Raw genomic sequence first — 16,187 nt, 5'->3', positions numbered from 1 at the left:
GCGAAGAAGTCGTCGTCCAGACCCACCCGCGGCAGGCCGAGGACATCCGCGAACACCGCGGCCACGGCGTCCTGCACCGGGGTTTCCGGCGCGCGGAACGCCCGGGTCCGGGCCGCCGGCGCGGGCAGCGCGCGGCGGTCGAGTTTTCCGTTGACGGTCAACGGGATCGCGTCGAGCACCACGAACGCGGACGGCACCATGTAAGCGGGCAGGCGCTCCCCGGCCCCGTCCCGCACGGCATCGACATCGACCGCGCCGACGAGGTAGGCGATGATGCGTTGGTCGCCGGGTGTGTCCTCGCGGACGATGACCGCGGCGTGGGTGACACCGGGTTGTGCGGTGATCGCGGCTTCGATCTCGCCGAGCTCGATGCGGAACCCGCGCACCTTGACCTGATCATCGGCGCGGCCGAGGTATTCCAGGTCGCCGTGGCGGTTCCAGCGCGCGACATCCCCTGCGCGGTACAGCCGTTCACCCGGCCCGCCCAGCGGGTTCGCCACGAACCGGGCCGCGGTCAGATCCGCTCGTCCCACATACCCCCGCGCCAACTGCGGACCGGCGACATAGATCTCCCCGGCGACCCCGACCGGCACCGGATGCAGGCGGTCGTCGAGGACATACACGCGCAGGCCCGGGATCGCCCGCCCCACCACCGAACCCGTCGCCGCCGCGATCGTGTCCGCGTCCAGCACCCGATGCGAGACATGGACGGTGGTCTCGGTGATCCCGTACATGTTCACCAGCCGCGGCCCCGCACCCCGGGACCCGTCACCGTGCCGCGACACCCAGTCCGCCAGGCGCCGCAACTCCAGCGCCTCACCACCGAACACCACATACCGCAACGCCAACGGCGGTCCCGCCGGATGGGCCGCGTCCGCGGCAGCCAACTGATAGAACGCCGACGGGGTCTGGTTCAACACGGTGACCCGGTGCGTGCGCAGCAGTTCCAGGAACTGTTCCGGGGAGCGGGAGGTGTAGTAGTCGACCACCACCAGCGTCCCGCCGTACAACAACGGGCCCCACAGTTCCCAGACGGAGAAGTCGAAGGCGTAGGAGTGGAACAACGTCCACACGTCCTCGGGCCCGAACCCGAACATCCGATCGGTGTTGGCGAACAACCGCACCACATTCGCGTGGGTGACCGCGACCCCCTTCGGGCGGCCGGTCGACCCCGACGTATAGATCACATACGCCACATGATCAGCAGTCAACGGCGACAGGCGATCCGCGTCGGTGACCGGACCCTCCCCCGCATCGACGACATCCGGGACATCCATCCCGAACTCGTCCATCCCCACCACCGGCAACCCCACCGGCAGAACCACATTCACACTGCGGTCGGTGATCACCGCCACCGGCCGCGCATCCCCGAGCACGAACTCGATCCGATCCGCCGGATACGACGGATCGATCGGCACATACCCGGCACCGGACTTGATCACCGCCAACAGTGCCACCACCAGATCCGCCGAACGCGGCAGTACCACCGCGACCAGGGAGTCCGGGCTCGCGCCGAGCGTGATCAGGTGGCGCGCCAGCTGATTCGCGCGCTGGTCCAGGGAGGCGTAGGTCAGCCGGTCGTCGGTGTAGCGCACCGCGATCCGGTCGCCGTGGGTGGCCACCGCGGCGTCGAACAGCGTGGACAGGGTCCGGTCGCGGTCCGCGAAAACGCCTGCGCCGCCGTCCTTTCCGGCGGACACCCACCGCTCGGTGACGTTGTGATGTTCGGCTTCGTCGAGCAGGTCGATGTCGCCGATGATCACCGTCGGATCGTCGGCGACCGTCCGCAGGATCCGCAGCAACCGCTCCGAGAACGCGGTGATCGTCTCCGGATCGAACAGGTCCGTCGCGTAGTTCCACGACAACGCCAGCCCGCCACCGACCGCCTCACCCACGGTCAACTGCACATCGAACTTCGCCGTGGACACCGGTACGTCCACCACCGCGACATCCAGCCCCGGCAGCATCACCCGCGCCGCCTCACCGGCACCGGTCGCCTCGAACGTCAACGCCACCTGGAACAACGGATGCCGCGCCTGCGACCGCACCGGCGACACCACGTCCACCAGCTGCTCGAACGGCACCTCCGCATGCGCGAACGCCGCCACATCCACCGCCCGCACCTGCTCCAGCAGGCCCGCGAACGACGCCTCCGGCGACACCTCGGTCCGCAACACCAGCGTGTTCACGAACATCCCCACCAGATCGTCGAGCGCCTGATCCCCACGCCCGGCGATCGGCGTCCCCACCGCGACATCCCGGCCGCCGGACAACCGCGCCGCCCACACCGCCAGCACCGCGTGCATCACCATGAACACGGTCACACCACGCGCACGCGCCAACTCCACCAGCCGCGCATGCAGGCCCGCGTCCACCGAGAACCCGTACACGCCACCGGCATTCGACGCCACCTCCGGCCGCGGCCGATCCACCGGCAACTCGATCTGCTCCGGCACATCCGCCAGCCGATCCACCCAGTACCCCAGCTGCCGCGATACCAGCGACCCCGGATCCTCGACCGAACCCAGCACCTCCCGCTGCCACACCGCGTAATCCGCGTACTGCACCGGCAGCGCCGACCACACCGGCACCTCACCCGCCGACCGCGCCGCATACGCCGCCACCACATCCCGCAACAACGGCCGCAACGAGAAACCGTCACCGGAAATGTGATGCAACACCAGCACCACCACGTGTTCGGCACCGGCACCGTCGGTATCGAACAGGGCGACCCGGAACGAAATCTCTTGGGTCACATCGAAATACCCGCTCGCCACCTCGGCGATCCGGCCCGGCAGATCCGCCGCGGCGACCGCTTCGGCGGCGAGATCGATCGTGACGGCGGACATCGGCAGCACCTGCTGATAGCCGACGCCCTCGAGTTCCGGGTAGATCGTGCGCAGGGTTTCGTGCCGGGACACCACATCCCGCACCGCCGCGGTCAGCGCGGCGGTGTCGAGAGTCCCGGTCAGCCGCAGCACCACCGGGATGTTGTTCACGGCGGTGCGGTTGTCGAAGCGGTTGAGGAACCACATCCGTTGCTGCGCGGGCGACAACGGCACCAGCACCGCCGACCCGCCGTCGGGCAGCGCTACCGCCGCCGGACGCGGCTGCGGCACCAGCGGCGCCCGGGTACCGGTATCCGCCCGGGACTCCAGTCGTGCCGCCAGTCCGGCCACCGTCGACACCTCGAACAGCAGCCGCACCGCCACCTGGGTGTCCAGGGCGGCGCTCAGTCGCGCCGCCACCTGCGTCGCGAGCAGTGAGTTACCGCCCAGCGCGAAGAAATCGTCGTCCAGACCCACCGCGGTGGCCGACTCGTCGAGCCCGAGAACCTCCGCGATCGTCGCCGCGACCGCCTGCTCCACCATCGTCGCCGGCGCCCGGAACACCGCCGCCGCGAACGACGGCACCGGCAATCCTCGCCGATCCAGTTTTCCGGAAGCGTTGAGCGGGAACGAATCCAGCACCATCACCGCCGCCGGCACCATGTACGCCGGAAGCCGTTGGGCCACCTGTACCCGCAGCGCGTCGGCGTCCACCACCGCGTCACCGGCGGGCACCACGTACCCGACCAGCTGATCACCGAGACGCTCGTCCGAGCGGACGACGACCACCGCCTGTGCCACCCCGGCGGCGGACAGCAGCTCCGCCTCGATCTCGCCGAGTTCGATGCGCAGGCCGCGCACCTTCACCTGGAAATCGGTGCGCCCCAGGTACTCCAGCTCACCGACACCGGTCCACACCACCAGATCACCGGTGCGATACATCCGCTCACCGACCGCGAACGGATCGGCGACGAACCGATCCGCCGACAGATCCGGCCGCGACACGTAGCCGCGCGCCAACTGCGCACCCGCCAGGTACAACTCACCGGCCACACCCACCGGCACCGGACGCAACCGCGCATCCAGCACATACACCCGGGTGTTGAACACCGGCGCACCGATCGGCACCGAACCGGTGTCCGCGTCGGTCACCTCGTGATAGGTGACGTCGACGGCGGCCTCGGTGGGGCCGTACAGGTTGTGCACCCGCGCCCCGGTCAACGCGCGCAGTTGCTGCGCGACGGCGCCGGGCAACGCCTCACCGGAGGCGAAAACGTTGGTGAGACTGGTGCATTCGGCGACCTTGGGTCCGGCCGCGACGAAGACGGCCAGCATCGACGGCACGAAGTGCGCGACGGTGACGCGTTCCGCGACGATCAGATCCGCGAGATACACCGGATCGCGGTGGCCGTCCGGCTTCGCGACGACCAGCCGCGCGCCGACCTGCAAGGGCCAGAAGAACTCCCACACCGACACGTCGAAGGTCGCGGGCGTCTTCTGCAACACCACGTCGTAGGCGGCCAGCCCGTATTGGGCGTGCATCCAGACCAGGCGGTTGACGATCGCGTCGTGGGTGACGGCGACGCCTTTCGGCCGTCCGGTCGAACCCGAGGTGAAGATCACGTACGCGGTGTTCGACGGCCGCAACGGCGCCCGCCGATCCGCATCCGTCAACGGCGCGTCCGAATACCCCGACACGTCCAGCAGATCGATCCGGATCTCACCCTCGGTCTCCGCCACATCGGCGAAAAGCCCGGTACCCGAGGTCAATACACACACCGGCCGCGCGGTGTCGAGAATGTAGCGGATGCGCTCGGCCGGATGATCGGGATCCAGCGGCACATACGCACCACCGGCCGCCGACACCGCATACATCCCCACCACCAGATCCAGCGAACGTCGCATCCCCAGCGCCACCAGCGATTCCGGCCCCACACCCGCCTCGATCAGCCACCGCGCCAACCGCCGCACCCGCGCCGCGAACTCGGCATAGGACAGAGTCGTCCCCTCGAAGCTGACCGCGGGCGTCTGCGGACTGCGCGCCACCTGCGCCTCGAACAACGACACCAGCGTCGCGGCGGCATCGTCGGAGACCGAGGGCAGCGCCGCGTCCAGCGGGAATTCGGTGTCGTTCCACTGCTGCAACACCAGCGCGTGTTCGAGCTCGTCGAGCAGCGGCAGGTCGCCGACGCATTCGGTCGGATCGGAGGCGACCGCGTCCAGGATCCGCAGGAACCGCTCGGCGAAGATGGCGGCGTAGTCGGCATCGAAAAGGTCTGCGGCATAGGTGAGTTCGGCGGACATACCGATGCCGTCGGTCTCACTCAGCGTCAGTTGCAGATCGAACTTCGAGGCCGGCTGGTCGAGGTCGAGCGCCGTGACCGCGAGGCCCGGCAGTTCCAGAGCGGTGCGGCCCAGGTTCTGGAACGACAGCATCACCTGGAACAGCGGATGCCGCGCCTGCGACCGCGCCGGGTTGAGCACCTCCACCAGCCGCTCGAACGGCACGTCCGCGTGCGCGAACGCCTGCAGATCGTGCTCGCGCACCTGCGCGAGCAGTTCGGCGAAGCTGGCGCCGGAGTCGACCCGGGCGCGCAGCACCAGGGTGTTGACGAACATACCGACGAGGTCGTCGAGGGCGCGGTCACCGCGGCCCGCGACCGGGATGCCGACCGCGATGTCGTCGGTGCCGGACAGTCGCGCCAGCAGGGCGGCGAAGGCGCTGTGCACCACCATGAACAGCGTGGTGCCGTGTGCGTGCCCGACCCGGTTGAGCGCCTCGATCAGATCGCCGGGAACCTGGAATCGGTATGTCCCGGCACGGTATCCGGCGACGGCGGGCCGCGGCCGGGTGGACAGTCGCAACTCGTCCGGCAGCCCGGCCAGTTCGTCCTGCCAGTACGCCAGTTGCTGTGCGATCAGCGAGCGCCGGTCGTCCTCGGAGCCGAGGATATCCCGTTGCCACAGTGCGTAATCCGCGTACTGGACGGGCAGCGGCACCCAGCCCGGCTCGGAGCCCGCGCTGCGGGCGACGTACGCGGTCATCAGATCGCGCACCAGCGGTGTCATCGAGAAACCGTCGGTGGCGATGTGGTGCACGACGAGCACCAGCACGTGTTCGGTCGCGTCGAGCCGGTACAACCGCAGCCGCGCCGGGGTCTGCTCGGTGACATCGAAACCGCGGCCGGTGAATTCGTACATCGCGGGCAACAGGTCGGCGCCGGTGAGTTCGACGATGTCCGGCTCCGGGATGGCCCGGCCGGACGGCAGCACCTGCTGATACGCGATCCCGTCGTGCGACGGGTAGATCGTGCGCAGCGTCTCGTGCCGGGTCACCACGTCGGCGATCGCGGCGCGCAGCGCGCCGAGATCCAGTCTGCCGGAAAGCCGTACCGCGGCCGGGACGTTGTAGGACGCGGCCGTGGCGGAGTCGCCGAAGCCGGCGTCGAAGCGGTTGAGGAACCACATCCGCTGCTGCGCCAGCGACAGCGGCGGGTGTTCCGGTCGCGGACGGGCCGTGAGTGCCTGCCGCACACCGGAACCGACATGCGATTCGACCCGGGCGGCCAGCGCGGCCGGGGTGGGCGCCTCGAAGACGGTCCGGACACCGACCTCGGTCCGCAGCGCCGCCGACAGGCGTGCCACGACCTGGGTGGCGACCAGCGAGTTGCCGCCGAGTTCGAAGAAGTCGTCGTCGACACCGACGCGCGGGACGCCGAGCAGATCGGCGAAGACGCCGGCGACGATCTCCTCGATCGGCGTGGACGGCGCGCGGTATCCGCCCACCGCGAACACCGGCGCGGGCAGGGCCCGGCGGTCCAGTTTGCCGGAGGCGTTGAGCGGGAACTCGTCGAGCACGACGATCCCGGCCGGGATCATGTAGGCCGGAAGCGACTGCGCGAGCGCGGCTTTCACCGCGTCGACCGCGATCACCGCGCCGGATTCGCGCACCACGTAACCCACGAGCTGGTCACCGGAGTGCGCGTCGTGGCGAACCACCACGACCGATTGTGCGATGCCCGGTTGTCCGAGCAGTGCCGCCTCGATCTCGCCGAGTTCGATGCGCAGGCCGCGCAACTTCACCTGGAAGTCGGTGCGGCCCAGATAGTTCAGCTCACCGGTGGCGGTCCACGCCACCAGATCACCGGTACGGTACATCCGCTCACCGGACTCCCAGAACGGATCGGCCACGAACCGATCCGCCGACAGATCCGCCCGCCCGAGATACCCCCGCGCCAACTGCGCACCCGCCAGATACAACTCACCCGGCACGCCCGGCGCCACCGGATGCAACCGGGCGTCGAGCACATACACCCGCGTGTTCCACACCGGCCGGCCGATCGGCACCGTCACCGTATCCGCAGCGGCCACTTCGTGATACGTGACATCCACCGCGGCCTCGGTCGGCCCGTACAGATTGTGCAACCGCGCACCGGTCAACTCCCGCAACCGCTGCGCCGTCGCCGCCGGCAACGCCTCACCGGAAGCGAACACCTGCCGCAAACTCCCCGGCGACACCACCGCGGAGTCATCGCGCGGTTCCACCGCGGAGTCATCGCGCGGTTCCACCGCGGCGACACCCAGCGGTTCCACCGCGGCGGTGTCCAGTGCCGACACGAACACCGACAGCATCGACGGCACGAAATGCGCGGTCGTGACACCGTGTTCGGCGATGACCCGGGCCAGATACACCGGATCGCGATGCCCGTCCGGACGGGCGATCACCAGCCGCGCACCGGTCTGCAACGGCCAGAACAACTCCCACACCGACACATCGAACGTCGCCGGAGTCTTCTGCAACACCACATCCACGGCCGTCAGCGGATACTCGTACTGCATCCACAACAACCGGTTCACGATCGCCGCATGCGTGACCGCCACACCCTTCGGCCGACCCGTCGACCCCGACGTGAAGATCACATAGGCGGTGTGGACGGGCCGCAGCGGGCCGGTCCGCTCGCTGTCGGTGACCGGAGCATCCGAGTAGCCGCTCAGATCGAGCGCATCGATCTCCAGGACCGGCAGATTGTGGCCGGTGACGAAGTCGTCGCGGCCGGTGGTGAGGACCGCCGCCGGACGTGCGGTGTGCAGCACGTAGTCGGTGCGGTCGGCGGGCTGGTCCGGGTCGAGCGGCACATAACCGCCACCGGCCTCGAGCGTCGCGTACACCGCGACCAGCAGGTCCAGCGAACGCCGCATCGCCACCGCGACAAGCGATTCCGGGCCCACCCCGGTCGCGATCAGCCGCCGCGCCAGCCGGTGCACCCGCGCCGCGAACTCGGCATAGGTGAGCTGCTCACCCTCGAACACCAGCGCCACCGCATCCGGCGTCGCCACGGCCTGCCGCTCGAACAGCGACACCAGCGTCTCCGGGCTGCCGGGCTGCCCCGGCACGATCGCGGCACGAGAACCCTTGCCGCCCTTACGGGAACGCTTCCCGCCACGCACCGCCGCCTCCGCGCCGGGGAGGGCGTGGTGGGTGTCGTTCCAGAGGGTCAATACCCGCGCATGCTCATCGGTGGACAACACATCGATATCCCCCACCGGCGCGCCGGGATCGGCGACCACCGCCGCCAGAATCCGATCCAACCGCGCCGCGAACCCCGCCACCGTCGCCTCATCGAACAAATCCCGCGCATACGAGAACTCCGCCGACATCCCCGCCACCTCCCCATGACGGTCCGCCACCTCCTGCAACGTCAACTGCAAATCGAACTTCGCCAACCGCGAGTCGTACTCCACCGGCGACACCCGCAACCCCGGCAACTCCAAACTCGCCTGCCGCGTGTTCTGGAACGTCAACATCACCTGGAACAACGGATGCCGCGCCTGCGACCGCGACGGATTCAACACCTCCACCAACCGCTCAAAAGGCACATCCGCATGCGCGAACCCCTGCAAATCCGCATCCCGCACCCCCGCCAGCACCTGCGTGAACCCCGCCCCCGCCGCCACCGGCACCCGCAACACCAGCGTATTCACAAACATCCCGATCAAATCATCCAACGCCGCCTCACCACGCCCCGCCACCGGCGTCCCCACCGCAATATCCCCCGTCCCCGACAACCGCGCCAACAGGACCGCCAACGCCGCATGCATCACCATGAACAACGACGCATTCTCCCGCCGCCCCAACTCCACCAACCGCCGCTGCAACCCCGCCGACACCACAAACGGATACGTCCCACCCCGATAACTGGCCACCGGCGGACGCGGACGATCCCACGGCAACACCAACTCATCCGGCACCCCCGCCAAACGCCCCACCCAATACCCGATCTGCCCCGAAATCAACGACCCCCCATCCTCCTCCGACCCCAAAACCTCCCGCTGCCACAACGCATAATCCGCATACTGCACCGGCAACGCCGCCCACGCCGGCTGCTCCCACGACGTCCGCGCCGCATACGCCACCATCACATCCCGCGCCAACGGCCCCATCGACCAACCATCAGCAGAAATATGATGCACCACCATCCCCAGCACGAACTCGGTCTCACTGACCTCGAACAACCGCGCATGCAACGGCACCTCACTGGTCACATCGAACGCCATCGACGCCAACTCGACCAGATGATCGATCAAATTCCCCTCCGTCACCGGCACCGGCGTCAAATCCGGCACAATCTGCGCCGCATCCAACACCACCTGCACCGGACCATTCCCCGTCTCCGGAAACACCGTCCGCAACGACTCATGACGATCGATCACATCGATCACCGCCACCTGCAACGCCGCCACATCCAACTCACCCGACAACCGAATAGCAACCGGAATATTATTGACCGCATTACCACTATCGAAACGATTCAAAAACCACATCCGCTGCTGCGCCAACGACAGCGGAACCTCCTCCGGCCGCTGCCGCGCCACCAACGCCTTACGCGCACCGTCCCCGGCATGCGACTCGATTCGCGCGGCCAGCGCCGCGACCGTCGACGCCTCGAACAGCATGCGCACCGGCACCCGGGTGTCCAGTGCGGTACCGAGCCGGGAGGCGACCTGGGTGGCGATCAGTGAGTTGCCGCCCAGTTCGAAGAAGTCGTCGTCGACGCCGACCCGGACGATGCCGAGTACCTCGCCGAAGATCTGGGCGACGATCTCCTCGATCGGCGTTGTGGGAGCACGGAATTCGCGCACCTCGAAGACCGGTGCGGGCAGCGCTCGCCGGTCCAGCTTGCCGGAGGCGTTGAGCGGGAAGGCTTCCAGCACCACGATCGCCGACGGCACCATGTAGGCGGGCAGCGTGCGGTGCAGTGCGTTCTTGATGTTGTCCAGGTCGACCGGACCCGGCGTGGTGACCACATAGGCGACCAGCTGATCGCCGGCCACGGTGTCGATCACCAGGACGACGGCCTGATTCACCGCCGGATGGTCCAGCAGCGCGGTCTCGATCTCGCCGAGTTCGATGCGCTGACCGCGGAACTTCACCTGGAAGTCGGTGCGGCCGATGTACTCGAGCACACCCTGCGCGCCGGCGGCGTTGGCGGAGAACCGGTTTCCGGCCCAGCGCACCAGGTCACCGGTGCGGTAGAGGCGGCTGCCGGGTGCGCCGAACGGGTCGGCCACGAACCGTTCCGCGGTGAGGTCGGCCCGGCCGTGATAGCCGCGCGCCACCTGCGCGCCACCGAGATAGAGCTCACCGGGGACCCCCGCGGGCACCGGCCGCAGGCCCTCGTCCAGCACGTACGCCTGCGCGTTCCAGACCGGACGGCCGATCGGCACCGTCGTGGGCACCGCGTCGGTGATCGCCGCCGCGGTGGCGTGCACGGTGAATTCGGTGGGGCCGTACAGGTTGTGCACGGCGGCGGTGGAGAATTTGCGGAACGCCGCGACCATCGCGGGCGGCAGCGCCTCACCGGCCACCAGAACCGCACGCAGCGAAGAACTTTCGGCTGCCGACGCGCTGGCGGCGAATACCGACAGCATCGACGGGACGAACGAGGTCAGGGTGACCCGGTGCCGCCCGATGATCTCGGACAGGTACATCGGATCGCGGTGCCCGTCGGGGGCGGCGATCACCTGACGGGCGCCGACGGCGAGGCTGCCGAACAGCTCCCACACCGACACGTCGAAGGTCACCGGGGTCTTCTGCAACACCACATCGGTGTCGTCGATGCCGTATTCGGCGGTGATCCAGGCGATCTGGTTGAGTACCGCGGAGTGCCGGATCGCGACGCCCTTGGGGCGGCCGGTCGATCCGGAGGTGTACAGCACGTAGGCGGTGTTGTCGCCGCGCAGCTGCCCGCGGCGCTCGCCGGCCGCGATCGGCGCGTCCGAATACGCGCTGCCCGCACCGAGTTCCAGCTCGTCGAGGTACACGACGGGGCAGTCGTCGAGCTGCACGTCGACCTCGTCGGCGTGGGTCGTCAACAGGCACACCGGATTCGAGCTGCGCAACACATAGTCGGTGCGCTCGGCCGGATGGTCCGGATCGATCGGCACGTAGCCGCCGCCCGCGGTCAGCGTCGCGTAGATCGCCACCAGCATGTCGATCGAGCGGCGGATGCCCACCGCCACCAGCGATTCGGGGCCGACGCCGTCGTCGATCAGCTTGCGCGCCAAGCGATTCACCCGCGCGGCGAATTCCGCGTAGGACAGCTCGGCAGCCGGGCCGTATTCGCCGCCGGACCGTTCGCCCGGATCGAAGATCAGCGCGCCGGCCTGCGGCCGCAGCCGCACCTGCCGCTCGAACAGATCGAGAACCGTGGTGGCCGTGGGCAGTTCGTGAGCGGTGCGGTTCCACTGCTCGAGGATCGTGGCACGCTCGGCGGCGTCCATGATCTCGATGTCGCGCACCCGGGCCTCGGGCTGCGCCAGCACATCGGTGAGCACACGCAGATAGCCGCGGCCGAATTCGGCGACGGTGGCGGCGTCGAACAGATCGGTGGCGTAGGAGACCACGACGGATACGCCCGCGGGTTCGCCCTGGGCGCCGTGCTGTTCGGTCAGCGTCCACTGCAGGTCGAACTTCGCGATGTCGACCTCGAGCTCGTCGGCGGTGACCTCGAGGTCACCCATCCGCAGCGTCGCGTGCGAGAGCTCCTGGAAGGACAGCATCACCTGGAACAGCGGATGCCGCGCCTGCGACCGGGTCGGGTTCAGCACCTCGACCAGCCGCTCGAACGGCACGTCGGCATGGGCGAACGCGGCCAGATCGGTATCGCGGGTGCGCGTGAGGAATTCGGTGAACGACTCGGCGCCGTCGACCGCGGACCGCAGCACGAGCGTGTTGACGAACATGCCGATCAGGTCGTCGAGGGCCTGTTCGCCACGACCGGCGACCGGGGTGCCGATCGCGATGTCGGTGGTGCCCGACAACCGCGCCAGCAGCACCGCCAGCGCCGAGTGCAGCACCATGAACAGCGTGACGCCCCGGCCGCGGGCCAGGCTCGACAGCCGGGCATGGGTGGCGGGATCGATCTCGAAGGTGATCCGGGAGCCGTGGAAGCTCTGCACCGGCGGCCGCGGCCGATCCGAGGGCAGGTCCAGCTGATCCGGCAGACCGGCGAGAGCGCCACGCCAGTGATCGATTTCGCGCGCCGCGGTGGACGACGCGTCGTCCTCGGACCCGAGCACGCGCCGCTGCCACAGGCTGAAGTCGGTGTACTGCACCGGCAACGGCTGCCAGGCCGGCGGCTGTCCGGCCGCGCGCGCCAGATAGGCGGCGGTCACGTCGCGGGCCAGCGGGCCGAAGGAGAAACCGTCGGCGGCGATGTGGTGCACGACGAAGGCGACGGCGTAGTCCGGGCCGTGCCCGTTGCTGCCGGAGATCCGGTAGACCCGCACCCGGATCGGCAGCTCGCTGGTGACGTCGAAGCCGGCCGACGCGAATTCGGCCAGGATGCCGGGCAATTCGGCCTCGGCGACCGGCAGCACCTCGACGCCGAGGTCGACCTCGTCCATCGGCACGATCTGCTGGAAACCGCCGTCCCCGGATTCGGGGAACACCGTGCGCAGCGCCTCCTGGCGCTCCACGACGTCGTAGAGCGATTCGGTCAGCGCGTCGATGTCGACCCGGCCGCGCAGCCGCACCACGAACGGCAGGTTGTAGGTCGGGACGCTCGGATCGAACTGGTTCAGGAACCACATCCGCTGCTGCGCCAGCGACAGCGGCATCCGCGCCGGGGCCTGCACCCCGGACAGCCGCTGGGCGACCAGCGGCGGACGACTCTCCGTCGCCGGGGACGCCGATTCCGCGCGCGCCGCGATCCCGGCCACGGTCGGGGTCTCGAACAGCGCGCGCACGCCGACCCGGATGCCGAAGGCGGCCGAGATGCGCGCCACCACCTGGGTGGCGACCAGCGAGTTGCCGCCGAGTTCGAAGAAGTTGTCGTCCACGCCCACCCGGGGGCGGCCGAGCACGTCCGCGAACACCCCGGCGACGATCTCCTCCGCCTGGGTGCGCGGGGCCCGGTAACCGGCCGCGTCGGCGCTGAACACCGGCTCCGGCAACGCCTTCCGGTCCAGCTTGCCGGAGGTGTTCAACGGGAACGCGTCCAGCAGTACGACCGACGCGGGCACCATGTAGGCGGGCAGCTGCCCGGCGGCGAATCGGGTCAGCTCCGCCGCTTCGGGTGAGAAGCCCGGCGCGGCAACGACATACGCCGCCAGCTGCTGTCCGGTGGCGGTGTCGGCGACGAGCACCACGGCCTGGCTCACGGCCGGATGCGCGAGCAGTACGGTCTCGATCTCGCCGAGCTCGATGCGCTGGCCGCGGAACTTCACCTGGAAGTCGGTGCGGCCGATGTACTCGATGGCGCCGGAATCGTTCCAGCGCACCAGGTCTCCGGTGCGGTACATCCGATCGCCGGTGTCGGAGAACGGATTCGCGACGAACCGGTCCGAGGTCAGGTCCGGGCGGCCGCGGTAGCCGCGGGCCAGCTGCCGGCCCGCCAGATAGAGCTCACCCGGGGCGCCGATCGCGGCCGGACGCAGCCGCGAATCCAGCACGTAGACTTCGACATTCCATTCCGGGACACCGATCGGTACCGTGGTCGTATCGGCTTCCGTTGCCTCCCAATAGGTTACCGAGACCGCGGCCTCGGTGGGACCGTAGAGGTTGTGCAGTCCGGCGTCGGAGATCGCCCGGAACGCCGCCGCGGTCTCCGGCGGCAGCGCCTCGCCGATCACGAAAACCGCACGCAGCGAAGCACATTGGATGGTCGTGGCATGTGCGGTGAACACCGTGAGCATCGACGGCACGAAGTCGGTGACCGTGACCCCGAACCGGTCGATCATATCGGCGACGTACAGCGGATCGCGGTGTCCGTCCGGATCGGCGACGACCAGGGTCGCACCGGCCAGCAGGGGCAGGAAGTAGCCCCACAGCGAGACGTCGAAGGTGGTCGCGGTCTTCTGCAGATAGACGTCGGCCGTGGTGAACGCGTATTCGTCGAGCATCCACAGCTGCTGGTTGACGATCGCGTGGTGGGTGACCGCGACGCCCTTGGGCCGGCCGGTGGAACCGGAGGTGTAGATCACGTAGGCGGTGTTGTCCGGCCGCAACGGCGCGAGCCGGTCCGCGTCGACGATCGGCGCGTCGGAGAAGTCCGAGACGTCGAGGGTGTCGATATCCACGCGCCGCACGGTGACCGGCAGTTCGAGCCCGTCCCGGGTGGTGGTGAGCACGCACACCGGATCCGCGCTGTCGAGGATGTAGGCGGTCCGGTCGGCGGGATGATCCGGATCGATCGGCACATACGCGCCACCGGCCCGCAATACGGCGTGCATGCCGACGACCAGGTCCAGCGAGCGCCGCATCCCCAGTGCCACCAGCGATTCCGGCCCGACGCCGTCGGCGATCAGCCGCCGCGCCAGCCGGTTGACCCGCGCGCCGAATTCGGCGTAACTCAGCGTGTCGTCCTCGAAGGCGACCGCGAGATGTTTCGGGGTGGCCCGGATCTGCCGGTCCAGCAACTCGGGCAGCGTGGTGTCCGGGACGTCGTGGTCGGCGTCGTTCCAGGCCGCCAGGGTGCGGTCGAGTTCGCTGCCGGTGGTGATCGGCAGCGACCACACGGCCCGATCGGCCCCGGCGGCGGCGAAGCGCTGGAAGAAGTCGAGGAACCGCTCGTGGTGGTGGCGCGTCTCGGCGTCGGTGTAGAGGTTCGGGTTGGTCTCGAAGTCGATGCGGGTGCGGGTGCCGCCCTCGGTCTGATAGAAGTTGACGCCGAGATCCTCGATCGACCCGGTCGACAGCACATGCATCTGTCCCGAGAGGTCACCCAGGGTGAGCTCGTCGTGGAACAGCATGATGTTCACCCACGGACCGAAGAACTCGGTCGACACCACGCCGTCGCCGGCGGCGTCGCGGCGGATGTCCTCGTGGCGGTAGCGCTGGTGCCGCAGCGCCCCGGACACCTCGACGGTCACCTGTGCCAGCAGTTCCGCGATCGTGGTGGTGTGGCCGACCCGCAGCCGCAGCGGCACGATATTCGACGTGGCGCCGCCCGCGCGGCGCATCGCCGCGGTGACGCGACCGGTCACCGGCAGGCTCAGGATGACCTCGTCGGTCCCGGTCCACTGCGCCAGATAGGCCGCGAAGGCGGCCAGCAGCAGTCCCGCGGGCGACGACTCGAACCGGGCCACCGCCGCGTCCAGCTCCGCGTGCCGGGCCTCGGACAGGGCCGCCGACGCGATCCGGTTGGCCGCGGCCGGCGGGGCCGACCGCCCGGTCAGCCCGGACCCGGCCTCGAGCCCGGCGACCTTCTGCGCCCAGTACTCGCGATCCGACCGGAACCGGGGCGACTCGCGGTAGGCGAGCTCGTTCTCGACCAGGGACCGCAGCCCGGAGATCTTCACATCCGGAACCTCGGCCCCGGATACGTACGCGGTGTAGCGCTCGGCGATCCGCTGCACGTTCACCATCGCGCCGAAGCCGTCCATCGCGATGTGATGCGCCCGCACGTACCAGAACCAGCGCTCGCCGGACAGCTGCAACGCCACCGAGCGGATCAGGCGATCCGACAACACATCCAGCGGGCGCCCGTACTCCGCCCGCATCCACGCCAGGGCCGCGGCTTCCGGATCCGACTCCCCGCGCAGATCCACGTAACCGACCCGGTCGTCGAAGTCGATGTCGACGTACTGCCAGGGCTCACCGTCGCGCTCGACGATCCGCAACAATCCGGACCCGAGCTCACGCGAGGCCTCCAGCGCCGCGCGACTCAGCACCTCCACATCGAGCGCGCCACGCAGATCCACGTACTGCGCGATCGTGATCGGCACCTCGGGATCCAGATGCTGGGCATACCAGATACCGAGCTGCGCCGGCGACAGCGGGAAGAGATCCTCCCCCGAAACCGGCGTGGTTACCTCGTTGCCAGCTTCGCCGTTTCCGCCGAAATCCAGCCGGTCCAA

At 69.1% G+C, this 16,187-nt stretch carries 1 protein-coding gene (running past one end of the window); it reads right to left on the bottom strand.

Annotated elements, in window-relative coordinates; all coding sequences use genetic code 11:
- Positions 1–16,187 carry the beginning of a non-ribosomal peptide synthase/polyketide synthase gene (locus G361_RS0139735; RefSeq protein ID WP_019932726.1) on the bottom strand. The gene continues 27,964 nt to the left of window position 1, outside the view, so only the first 16,187 of its 44,151 coding nucleotides appear in the window; its start codon is at positions 16,185–16,187; its stop codon lies off the left edge, out of view.

Source organism: Nocardia sp. BMG111209 (assembly GCF_000381925.1).
In the GTDB taxonomy this organism is placed as follows: domain Bacteria; phylum Actinomycetota; class Actinomycetes; order Mycobacteriales; family Mycobacteriaceae; genus Nocardia.
Note: the sequence above shows the minus strand (reverse complement) of the source record. Positions and strands in the feature narration are given on the sequence as shown.